Origin of the sequence: Streptomyces niveiscabiei (genome assembly GCF_001419795.1) — a bacterium.
GTDB classification, from domain to species: domain Bacteria; phylum Actinomycetota; class Actinomycetes; order Streptomycetales; family Streptomycetaceae; genus Streptomyces; species Streptomyces niveiscabiei.
Window position 1 is genome coordinate 1 of sequence record NZ_LIRL01000057.1, and the last position, 10,103, is coordinate 10,103.

Here is a 10,103-nt window from a genome sequence, read left to right on the forward strand (position 1 = left end):
CGCCCGGCAGCAGCCCGCTCTGGAGTACGGCGCTGATGGTGACCTGCCGGGCGCCGTCGCCGAGATTCCCGGCGTGCGCAGCGCGCTCGTCTACGAGCCCCGGGAGAAGGGCGGGCCCAGCGGCGACTTCTACGACCTCTTCCCCGCCGACGACGGCCGGTGGTGCTTCGCCATCGGCGACGTCCAGGGGAAGGGGCCCGAAGCCGCCGTCGTCATCGGTCTCGCCCGGCCCTGGCTGCGGCTGCTGGCACGGGAGGGTTACGGCGTCGCGGACGTCCTCGACCGGCTGAACCAGCTCCTCCTCGACGACGCCACCGAGGCCGCCGACGCCGCCGCCCGCGCGTACGTAGGCCCCGCCGGCCCCGGCGAAGGCCCCCAGACCCGGTTCCTCTCCCTCCTCTACGGCGAACTGGTCCCCTACGACGGAGGCGTACGGGTCACCCTCGCGTCCGCCGGCCACCCCCTGCCGCTCCTGCTGCGCCCCGACGGGACCGTCACCCCCGTCGCCCAGCCCCAGACCCTCATCGGGGTCGTCGAGGACGCGACCTACACCAGCGAGGTCCTCCACCTCCTGCCCGGCGACAGCCTCCTGTGCGTCACCGACGGCGTGACCGAACGCCGCGACGGCGGCAAGCAGTTCGACGACGGCGACGGACTGGCCCTCGCGCTGGCCGGCTGCGCGGGGTACGACGCGGAGCTGATCGCCGAGCGGATCCGGGAACTGGTGCACGGGTTCGGCCCGGAGCCGCCGGAGGACGATCTCGCGCTGCTGGTGCTCCAGGCGGAGTGAACGGGGCGGGTGCGGGACAATGGGCGTATGCCTTCCGTACTTCCCGACGGTGAACCCGTCCCCGACGACGGCGCCCTGCCCGGTGCCGCGCTCGCCGGGGGTGCGGACCGGCCGCTCGGCTTCTACCTGCACGTTCCGTACTGCGCCACGCGCTGCGGCTACTGCGACTTCAACACGTACACCGCCACCGAACTGCGCGGTACGGGGGGCGTGCTGGCCTCCCGGGACAACTACGCCGACACCCTGATCGACGAGGTGCGGCTCGCCCGCAAGGTGCTCGGGGACGATCCCCGGGAGGTGCGGACCGTGTTCGTGGGCGGGGGGACGCCCACCCTGCTGGCCGCCGGGGACCTCGTACGGATGCTGGACGCGGTCCGGGACGAGTTCGGGCTCGCGGACGACGCGGAGATCACCACCGAGGCCAACCCCGAGACCGTGGACCCCGCCTATCTCGCCGAACTCCGCGAGGGCGGGTTCAACCGGGTCTCCTTCGGGATGCAGAGCGCCCGGCGGCATGTCCTGAAGGTGCTGGACCGCACGCACACCCCCGGCCGGCCCGAGGCGTGCGTCCGGGAGGCCAGGGCGGCCGGGTTCGAGCACGTGAACCTCGACCTCATCTACGGCACCCCCGGCGAGTCCGACGAGGACTGGCGGGCCTCCCTCGACGCCGCGCTCGGCGCCGGGCCCGACCACATCAGCGCCTACGCGCTCATCGTCGAGGAAGGCACCCAGCTCGCCCGGCGCATCCGGCGCGGCGAGGTCCCGATGACCGACGACGACGTCCACGCCGACCGGTACCTCATCACCGAGTCCGTGCTGTCCGACGCCGGCTTCGCCTGGTACGAGGTGTCCAACTGGGCCACCTCCGAGGCCGCCCGCTGCCTGCACAACGAGCTGTACTGGCGGGGCGCGGACTGGTGGGGCGCCGGGCCCGGGGCGCACTCCCACGTGGGCGGCGTGCGCTGGTGGAACGTGAAGCACCCGGGCGCGTACGCGGCGGCCCTCGGCGCCGGAAAGTCCCCGGGCGCCGGGCGGGAACTGCTCTCCGAGGAGGACCGCCGGGTCGAGCGCATCCTGCTGGAACTCCGCCTCCGGGAGGGCGTACCGCTGTCCCTGCTCCGGGAAGCGGGGCTCGCCGCCGCCCGGCGCGTGCTGGAGGAGGGCCTGCTGGAGCGGGGGGCGTACGAGGCGGGGCGTGCCGTCCTGACGCTGCGGGGACGGCTGCTGGCGGACGCCGTCGTCAGGGATCTGGTGGACTGATCACCACCCCGCGGGCGCGGTCACGTGATCGATGAGGTGCTCGACACAACGCAGCAACTCCGGCTCCAGGTCCTTGTACGACGTCACCCGCTCCAGGATCGCCCGCCACACCGCGCCGGTGTTCTCGGACGGCCACCCCAGCGCCTTGCACACCCCCGTCTTCCAGTCCTGCCCGTGCGGTACCCGGGGCCACGCCGTGATCCCCAGGGACGACGGCTTCACCGCCTCCCAGATGTCGATGTACGGGTGCCCGACGACGAGCGCGTGCTCGCTGGTCACCGACTGCGCGATCCGCCACTCCTTCGTGCCCGGCAGCAGGTGGTCGACGAGGATGCCGAGGCGGGCGTCGGGGCCGGGGGCGAACTCGGTGACGATCGCGGGGAGGTCGTCCACGCCTTCCAGGTATTCGACGACGACGCCTTCGATGCGCAGGTCGTCGCCCCAGACCTTCTCGACGAGTTCGGCGTCGTGCCGGCCCTCGACGTAGATGCGGCCCGCACGGGCGACGCGGGCGCGGGCGCCGGGGACGGCGACGGAACCGGAGGCCGTACGGGTGGGGCGTACCGAGGCCGCCGAGGGTTTCACCAGGGTCACCACTTTCCCCTCCAGCAGGAAGCCGCGCGGTTCCAGGGGGAACACCCGGTGCTTGCCGAAGCGGTCCTCCAGGGTGACCGTGCCCGCCTCGCAGCGGATCACCGCGCCGCAGAACCCGGTGCCGGGCTCCTCGACGACGAGGCCGGGGTCGGCCGGGATCTCGGGCGCGGGGGCCTGCTTCTTCCACGGCGGGGTGAGGTCCGGAGAGTACTGGCGCATTCGGATGACGATAGGAGAAACCCCGGCGCCCGGCAGACCCCTCACCCGCGCGACACGCCGAACCGTTCGCTAAGAGCGTCCCGCTGCCGCCGTACGAAAGCGGCGTCCACGACAGCCCCGTGCCCCGGCACGTACACGGCGTCCTCCCCGCCGAGCGCCAGCAGCGCGTCCAGCGCCGAGGGCCACCGGGACACCGCCGCGTCCGGCCCCGCCTGCGGCTCCCCGGACTCCTCGATGAGGTCCCCGCAGAACACGATCGGCACGGCACCGGACACGACGACCGCGAGGTCGGACGGCGAGTGCGCGGCCCCCAGCGCCGCGAGCAGGACACCGGGAACCGGCGTACAGGTCCCGGCCACCACGTGCCGCGGGGCGGCCAGCGCGGACGCGGCTTCCCGGGCGACCCCGGCGTCGAGGCCGTTGCGCACGGCGTCCCCGGCCAGCTCGCCGGCGTCGTACCCGGCACAGGCCGCGTACACCTGCGCACCCGGGAACGCCGCCGCGCCGAACACGTGGTCGAAGTGCGGGTGTGTCAGCGCGAGATGGGTCACATTGACGCCGGCGAGGCGCTCTGCGTCGGAGCGCAGCCGCGCGCCTTCCGCCAGGCTGGAGCCGGAGTCGATCAGCAGGGCCCCGCCGGGGGTGATCACCAGCCCCGTCGTGCAGTCCCATCCCGGCAGGCGGACGCGGCCGACGCCGTCACCGAGACGTTCCCAGCCGAGCTCTTCCCAAGTCACCGTCATACGGCGACGCTAGCCGTACCATCCGGCGACGGGGACGACCTTGCCCCCGTGGTACCCGACCGCCGTACACTGGCACTCGTAGGTGAAGAGTGCCAGGGCGGACTTCTGGAGGTGTGCGCGGTGCTGAGTGAACGCAGGCTTCAGGTGCTGCGCGCGATCGTTCAGGACTACGTGGGGACCGAGGAACCGGTGGGTTCCAAGGCGCTCACCGAGCGGCACAACCTCGGCGTCTCCCCGGCGACCGTGCGCAACGACATGGCCGTCCTGGAGGACGAGGGGTTCATCGCGCAGCCGCACACGAGTGCGGGGCGCATCCCCACCGACAAGGGCTACCGCCTGTTCGTCGACCGCCTGGCCGGAGTCAAGCCGATGACGGCGCCCGAGCGCCGCGCCATCCACCACTTCCTGGACGGCGCGGTCGACCTGGACGACGTGGTGGCGCGCACGGTCCGGCTGCTCGCGCAGCTCACCCGGCAGGTCGCCGTCGTCCAGTACCCCTCCCTCACCCGCTCCACCGTCCGGCACGTCGAGCTGCTGGCGCTCGCGCCCGCGCGGCTGATGCTCGTGCTGATCACGGACACGGGCCGGGTGGAGCAGCGGATGGTGGACTGCCCGGCGCCCTTCGGGGAATCCTCGCTGGCGGATCTGCGCGCGCGGCTCAACAGCCGGGTCGCCGGGCGCCGGTTCAGTGACGTCCCGATGCTCGTCGAGGACCTCGCGGAGGCGTTCGAGCGCGAGGACCGGGGTACGGTCTCGATCGTGCTCTCCACGCTGATGGAGACGCTCGTCGAGGAGAACGAGGAGCGGCTGATGATCGGCGGAACCGCCAATCTCACCCGCTTCGGACATGACTTTCCCCTCACCATCCGGCCCGTCCTGGAAGCCCTGGAGGAGCAGGTCGTGCTCCTCAAGTTGCTTGGCGAGGCCGGGGATTCGGGCATGACCGTGCGCATCGGGCACGAGAACGCCTACGAAGGACTCAACTCCACGTCCGTCGTGTCGGTCGGCTACGGTTCGGGCGGCGAGGCAGTCGCCAAGCTCGGCGTGGTCGGACCGACCCGCATGGACTACCCGGGAACGATGGGAGCGGTACGCGCAGTGGCGAGGTACGTCGGACAGATCCTGGCGGAGTCGTAAGTGGCCACGGACTACTACGCCGTACTCGGCGTGCGCCGTGACGCGTCGCAGGATGAGATCAAGAAGGCGTTCCGCCGGCTCGCGCGCGAGCTGCATCCGGACGTCAACCCGGACCCGAAGACCCAGGAGCGGTTCAAGGAGATCAACGCCGCTTACGAGGTGTTGTCGGACCCGCAGAAGAAGCAGGTCTACGACCTCGGCGGCGACCCGCTCTCGCAGAGCGGCGGCGGAGGCGCGGGCGGCTTCGGCGCCGGTGGCTTCGGCAACTTCTCCGACATCATGGACGCGTTCTTCGGCACGGCGTCCCAGCGCGGTCCGCGCTCGCGCACCCGGCGCGGCCAGGACGCGATGATCCGCCTCGAAGTCGACCTCGACGAGGCCGCCTTCGGCACGACCAAGGACATCCAGGTCGACACGGCGATCGTCTGCAACACCTGCAACGGCGAGGGGGCCGCGCCCGGCACCACCGCCCAGACCTGCGACATGTGCCGTGGGCGCGGTGAGGTCTCGCAGGTCACGCGGTCCTTCCTGGGCCAGGTCATGACCTCGCGGCCGTGCCCGCAGTGCCAGGGCTTCGGGACGGTCGTCCCGACGCCGTGTCCCGAGTGCGCCGGCGACGGCCGCATCCGCTCGCGGCGCACGCTCACCGTCAAGATCCCGGCCGGTGTCGACAACGGCACGCGCATCCAGCTCGCCGGTGAGGGCGAGGTCGGGCCCGGCGGCGGCCCCGCCGGTGACCTGTACGTCGAGATCCACGAGCTTCCGCACTCCACGTTCCAGCGCCGGGGCGACGACCTGCACTGCACGGTCACCATCCCCATGACAGCGGCGTCCCTCGGCACGAAGGTGCCGCTGGAGACGCTGGACGGCATGGAGGAGGTCGACATCCGGCCCGGCACCCAGTCCGGCCAGTCGATCCCGCTCCACGGGCGCGGCGTCACGCATCTCCGGGGCGGGGGCCGAGGCGACCTCATCGTGCACGTCGAGGTCCAGACCCCCACGAAGCTCGACCCCGAACAGGAACGGCTGCTGCGGGAACTCGCCAAGCTGCGAGGCGAGGAACGGCCCCAGGGCCAGTTCCAGCCTGGGCAGCAAGGGCTGTTCTCGCGGTTGAAGGACGCCTTCAACGGGCGCTGACGTGAGCTGGCGTGGCTGCCGGGGGTCCGGGGGTCGGCCCCCGGGTGGACACAGTCAGCCGGGGCAGCAAGGGCTGTTCTCGCGGTTGAAGGACGCCTTCAACGGACGTTGATCCTGTGGCCCGTGTGTTGGCATGTGCCAAACGTGGGGTCGGTTCGAGGTTGTTCGGAGGACGTGACAACATGCGGTCATGTCCTCCGAACTGACCGATCTCTTTCCTCTCCCGATCGTGCAGGCCCCCATGGCGGGCGGGGTCTCCGTGCCGCGGCTGGCCGCGGCCGTGTCCGAGGCCGGCGGCCTCGGCTTCATCGCCGCCGGGTACAAGACGGCCGACGGCATGTACGAGGAGATCAAACAGGTCCGTGGCCAGACCTCGCGGCCGTTCGGTGTGAACCTCTTCATGCCCCAGCCGGAATACGCCGAGGCGGGCGCGGTCGAGCTCTACGCGCATCAGCTCGCCGGTGAGTCCACCTGGTACGAGACGGAGCTCGGCGACCCCGACAGCGGCCGGGACGACGGGTACGAGGCGAAGCTCGCCGTGCTGCTCGACAACCCCGTACCCGTCGTGTCGTTCCACTTCGGCGCGCCGAGCCCCGAGGTGCTGGCGAACTTCCGGCGGGCCGGGACGCTCACCCTCGTCACCGCGACCTCCCCGGAGGAGGCCGTCGCGATCGAGCGCGCGGGCGCGGACGCGGTGATCGTGCAGGGCGTGGAGGCGGGCGGTCACCAGGGGACGCACCGGGACAACCCGGAGAACGACCGTGCGGGCGTCGGCCTGCTGGCGCTGCTCGCGCAGATCCGTGAGGCCGTGTCGCTGCCGCTGGTCGCCGCGGGCGGCATCATGCGGGGCAGCCAGATCGCGGCGGTGATGGCGGCCGGCGCGTCCGCGGCCCAGCTCGGTACGGCGTTCCTCGCGACGCCGGAGTCCGGGGCGGCGGCCGTGCACAAGGCCGCCCTGACCAACCCCCTGTTCGCGCGTACGGAGTTGACGCGGGCCTTCTCGGGCCGGCCGGCGCGGGGGCTGGTGAACCGGTTCCTGCGCGAGCACGGCCCGTACGCGCCCGCCGCGTACCCGGAGATCCACCACCTGACCTCGCCGCTGCGCAAGGCCGCCGCGAAGGCCGGGGACGCGCAGGGGATGGCGCTGTGGGCGGGGCAGGGGCACCGGATGGCGCGTGACCTGCCCGCCGGAGACCTCGTCGAGGTACTCGTGGCCGAACTGGACGCCGCGCGCACCGCGTTGGCCGAGACGGCGCCCCTCCCCGACGACGCGCCCACCGCCGACGGGGGCGTGGCCTGATGACCGCTCCGGTCTTCGTGGTCGAGCAACTCGCGGACGCGGGGCCGGAGTTCGTCCTCGACGGGCCCGAGGGGCGGCACGCGGTCTCCGTGAAGCGGCTCCAGGCGGGCGAGGCGGTGGTCCTCACGGACGGCGCGGGGCGCTGGGCCGAGGGCTCGGTGCTCGCCGCCGAGGGCAAGGACCGGCTCGTGGTCCGGCTCGGTGCGGTGGTCGAGGAGGCGCTTGAGGTGCCTCGCCTCACCGTCGTGCAGGCGCTTCCCAAGGGCGACCGGGGGGAGTTGGCCGTCGAGACGATGACCGAGGTGGGGGTCGACGCGATCGTCCCGTGGGCCGCGTCCCGCTGCATCACGCAGTGGAAGGGCGAGCGGGGGGCGAAGGCGCTGGCCAAGTGGCGTGCCACGGCCCGGGAGTCGGGGAAGCAGTCGCGGCGGGTGCGGTTTCCCGAGGTCGCGGAGCTGTCGTCCGGCAAGCAGGTCGCGGCGCTGCTCGCGGGCGCGGACCTCGCCGTCGTCCTGCACGAGGACCGGGAGTACGGGAGTGCGCCGCTCGCGGTGGCCGAACTGCCCTCCGCCGGTGAGATCGTGCTCGTCGTCGGTCCCGAAGGGGGCGTGTCTCCCGAGGAGTTGGCGCTCTTCGAGGAGGCGGGGGCGGTGACGTGCCGGTTGGGGCGGAGCGTGCTGCGGACGTCTACTGCGGGGACGGCGGCTGCGGCGTTGGTGCTGGGGCGGACGGGGCGCTGGTCCTAGGGAGTTGGTGTTGGCGGCGTGGGGTCTGTCGTGCGGCCTGCTGTGAGGTCTGTCGTGCGGGCGAGTGCCGCGTCGAACAGCTCCCAGCCGTCCGCGTCCGAAGTCCGGCCGAACAGGCCCCTCTTCTCCGCCTCCTCCACGAACGCCCGTACCACGGACGGGAGATGGAGGTTCAGGTGGTGGTCGCCGGTGCTGACCGTGCCCGTGCCCGTGGTGTAGCCGCCTGAGGGGATACGGCCCGGGCCCTCGGCGAAGACCAGGCGCAGCCGGACGTTGTCACGGCCCAGGGTGAGGGTGTCCCGGCAGGGTGGGTGGGAGTGCCGGACGGACCAGTAGTACTCCCGGTCCGTCGTGAGTTTCCGTACGCGCATGGCCTCCATCCTGCCGGGGGCGGTGGTGACAGGCATCCGGGTATCCGCGCAAGTGATCCGAAAGCGGTGTCTCTTCGGGCGTTCGCTGCATAGGGTGAGCCGGTGACCCAGCCCGCTGCGTATCTCCGGTTCCCGCACCTGCACGGCGACTTGGTGGCCTTCACCGCCGAGGACGACGTATGGCTCGCGCCGCTCGACGGCGGGCGCGCGTGGCGGGTGAGTGCCGACAACACGCCCGTCACCGCGCCCCGGATATCCCCCGACGGTACGACGGTCGCGTGGACGTCGACGCGTGACGGGGCCCGGGAGGTGCAGGTCGCGCCGGTCGACGGAGGGCCGTCGACCAGGCTGACGTACTGGGGGAGTTCGTCCACCCGGGTATGCGGCTGGACCCCGGAGGGGCATGTCCTCGTCGTGTCGACGTACGACCAGGCGTCCCGCTCCCGCAGCTGGGCCCGCGCCGTCCCGCTCGACGGGGGACCGGCGACGACCCTGCCGTACGGGCTCGTCGACGACCTCGCGCTCGGCGGACCGGCCGTCGTCCTGCTCTCCGCGCGCCACGGCCGCGAGGCCGCGCACTGGAAGCGCTATCGGGGCGGCATGGCGGGGAAGCTGTGGATCGACCGGGACGGTGAAGGCCACTTCGCGCGGCTGCACGAGGAGTTGGACGGGAACCTGGAGTCGCCCGTGTGGGCGGGGGACCGCATCGCGTTCCTGTCCGACCACGAGGGCACCGGCGCCGTCTACTCCTCGCTCGCCGACGGCTCCGATCTGCGCCGGCACACTCCCCAAGGCGGCTTCTACGCCCGGCACTTGACGGGTGACGGCACGCGTCTCGTGTACGCGTCCGGCGGCGCGCTGTGGCTCCTCGACGACCTCGACTCGGCCGAACCCCGGCTGCTCGACGTCCAGTTGGGCGGCCAGCGCATGGACCGCCGGCCCCGACCCCTCGCCCCCGCCGGCTGGCTCGGCGAGGCCGCGCCCGACCACACCGCGCGCGGCAGCGCCGTAGAGGTCCGCGGCGGTCTGCACTGGGTCACCCACCGCGCCGGGCCCGCCCGCGCGCTCGCCGCCGAGCCGGGGGTGCGGGCGCGGCTGCCGCGTACCTTCCGGACGCCGGAGGGCGAGGAGTGGGTGGTGTGGGTGACGGACGCGGAGGGGGAGGACGCGCTGGAGTTCGCGCCCGCGACCGGGCTGGCGCCGGGGGCCACGCCACGGCGGCTCGCCTCCGGCGCGCTCGGGCGGGTGCTGGAGCTGGCCATGGCTCCCGACGGCAGCCGGGCCGCCGTCGCCTCGCACGACGGGCGGCTGCTGTTCGTCGAGCGGGAGAGCGGGGAGGTCCGCGAGGTCGTCCGCAGCGACGACGGTGACGTGTCCGACCTGGTCTTCTCGCCCGACTCCGGGTGGCTCGCCTGGTCCCACCCCGGGCCCAGTCCTCTCAGCCAGCTGATGCTGGCCAACACCACCGACCTGTCCGTCACCGAGGCGACGCCGCTGCGGTTCCGCGACTACGCGCCCGCGTTCACCCTCGACGGCAAGCACCTCGCGTTCCTCTCCACCCGCGCCTTCGACCCCGTCTACGACCAGCACGCCTTCGACCTCTCCTTCCTCGCCGGGGCGCGGCCCCACCTCATCACCTTGGCCGCGACGACCCCGTCCCCCTTCGGGCCGCAGCGGCACGGGCGCGCCTTCGAGGCGCCCGACAAGGAGGAGACGCCCGACAGCGAGGGGACCCCCGCGACCCGCATCGACCTCGACGGGGAACGGGACGATCCGGTCGGCGAGCCCGTCGAGGTCGATGCGGGT

General features: G+C 72.8%; 9 protein-coding genes and 1 pseudogene. 7 read left to right on the top strand and 3 right to left on the bottom strand.

Going from position 1 to position 10,103, the window contains the following annotated elements:
* Together AOK24_RS03630 and hemW are read left to right on the top strand one after the other, a co-directional pair.
* Positions 1 to 790: PP2C family protein-serine/threonine phosphatase (locus tag AOK24_RS03630; RefSeq protein WP_159051778.1), on the top strand; the 790-nt coding region annotated here is incomplete at its 5' end.
* 27 nt (positions 791 to 817) lie between these two features.
* Positions 818 to 2,050: a radical SAM family heme chaperone HemW gene (gene hemW / locus AOK24_RS03635; RefSeq protein WP_055718595.1), complete on the top strand. Its 1,233-nt coding sequence runs from the start codon at positions 818 to 820 to the stop codon at positions 2,048 to 2,050.
* Here hemW and AOK24_RS03640 read toward each other — a convergent pair whose 3' ends face one another.
* Entirely contained in the window at positions 2,051 to 2,863 is an 813-nt protein-coding gene (locus AOK24_RS03640) for a DUF3097 domain-containing protein (RefSeq protein WP_055718596.1), read from the bottom strand.
* A 41-nt stretch (positions 2,864 to 2,904) separates the two neighbouring features.
* Positions 2,905 to 3,606, bottom strand: a complete 702-nt coding sequence (locus AOK24_RS03645) for an MBL fold metallo-hydrolase (RefSeq protein WP_055718597.1) — start codon at positions 3,604 to 3,606, stop codon at positions 2,905 to 2,907.
* A gap of 120 nt (positions 3,607 to 3,726) precedes the next feature.
* Between AOK24_RS03645 and hrcA the strand changes: the two genes are divergently transcribed.
* The 4 genes from hrcA (at position 3,727) to AOK24_RS03665 (ending at position 7,926) form a co-directional block, all read left to right on the top strand.
* Positions 3,727 to 4,743: a heat-inducible transcriptional repressor HrcA gene (gene hrcA / locus AOK24_RS03650; RefSeq protein WP_055718598.1), complete on the top strand. Its 1,017-nt coding sequence runs from the start codon at positions 3,727 to 3,729 to the stop codon at positions 4,741 to 4,743.
* Positions 4,744 to 5,880: a molecular chaperone DnaJ gene (dnaJ, locus tag AOK24_RS03655; protein WP_055718599.1), complete on the top strand. Its 1,137-nt coding sequence runs from the start codon at positions 4,744 to 4,746 to the stop codon at positions 5,878 to 5,880.
* Positions 5,881 to 6,070: 190 nt separating this feature from the next.
* Positions 6,071 to 7,180 carry a nitronate monooxygenase gene (locus AOK24_RS03660; protein WP_055718600.1) on the top strand — a complete coding sequence of 370 codons (1,110 nt, stop codon included), beginning with the start codon at positions 6,071 to 6,073 and terminating at the stop codon, positions 7,178 to 7,180.
* Positions 7,180 to 7,926 (top strand): 16S rRNA (uracil(1498)-N(3))-methyltransferase, encoded by a 747-nt coding sequence (locus AOK24_RS03665; RefSeq protein ID WP_055718601.1) that lies wholly within the window; start codon positions 7,180 to 7,182, stop codon positions 7,924 to 7,926. The genes AOK24_RS03660 and AOK24_RS03665 overlap by 1 nt, the downstream gene beginning before the upstream one ends.
* Here the strand turns inward: AOK24_RS03665 and AOK24_RS03670 are convergent.
* Positions 7,923 to 8,333: a hypothetical protein gene (locus tag AOK24_RS03670; RefSeq protein WP_240553635.1), complete on the bottom strand. Its 411-nt coding sequence runs from the start codon at positions 8,331 to 8,333 to the stop codon at positions 7,923 to 7,925. The two genes, AOK24_RS03665 and AOK24_RS03670, sit on opposite strands and share 4 nt — an antisense overlap.
* 66 nt (positions 8,334 to 8,399) lie before the next feature.
* On the opposite strand from AOK24_RS03670, the pseudogene AOK24_RS03675 reads away from it, so the two are divergent.
* Positions 8,400 to 10,103, top strand: a pseudogene (locus AOK24_RS03675) (PD40 domain-containing protein); the annotation flags it as partial.

What these genes read in the sequence shown, in the direction of transcription:
- hemW (WP_055718595.1), top strand. Translation starts at nt 818, where the DNA reads ATGCCTTCCGTACTTCCCGACGGTGAACCCGTCCCCGACGACGGCGCC.
- AOK24_RS03640 (WP_055718596.1), bottom strand. Translation starts at nt 2,863, where the DNA reads ATGCGCCAGTACTCTCCGGACCTCACCCCGCCGTGGAAGAAGCAGGCC.
- AOK24_RS03645 (WP_055718597.1), bottom strand. Translation starts at nt 3,606, where the DNA reads ATGACGGTGACTTGGGAAGAGCTCGGCTGGGAACGTCTCGGTGACGGC.
- AOK24_RS03660 (WP_055718600.1), top strand. Translation starts at nt 6,071, where the DNA reads ATGTCCTCCGAACTGACCGATCTCTTTCCTCTCCCGATCGTGCAGGCC.
- AOK24_RS03665 (WP_055718601.1), top strand. Translation starts at nt 7,180, where the DNA reads ATGACCGCTCCGGTCTTCGTGGTCGAGCAACTCGCGGACGCGGGGCCG.
- AOK24_RS03670 (WP_240553635.1), bottom strand. Translation starts at nt 8,333, where the DNA reads ATGCCTGTCACCACCGCCCCCGGCAGGATGGAGGCCATGCGCGTACGG.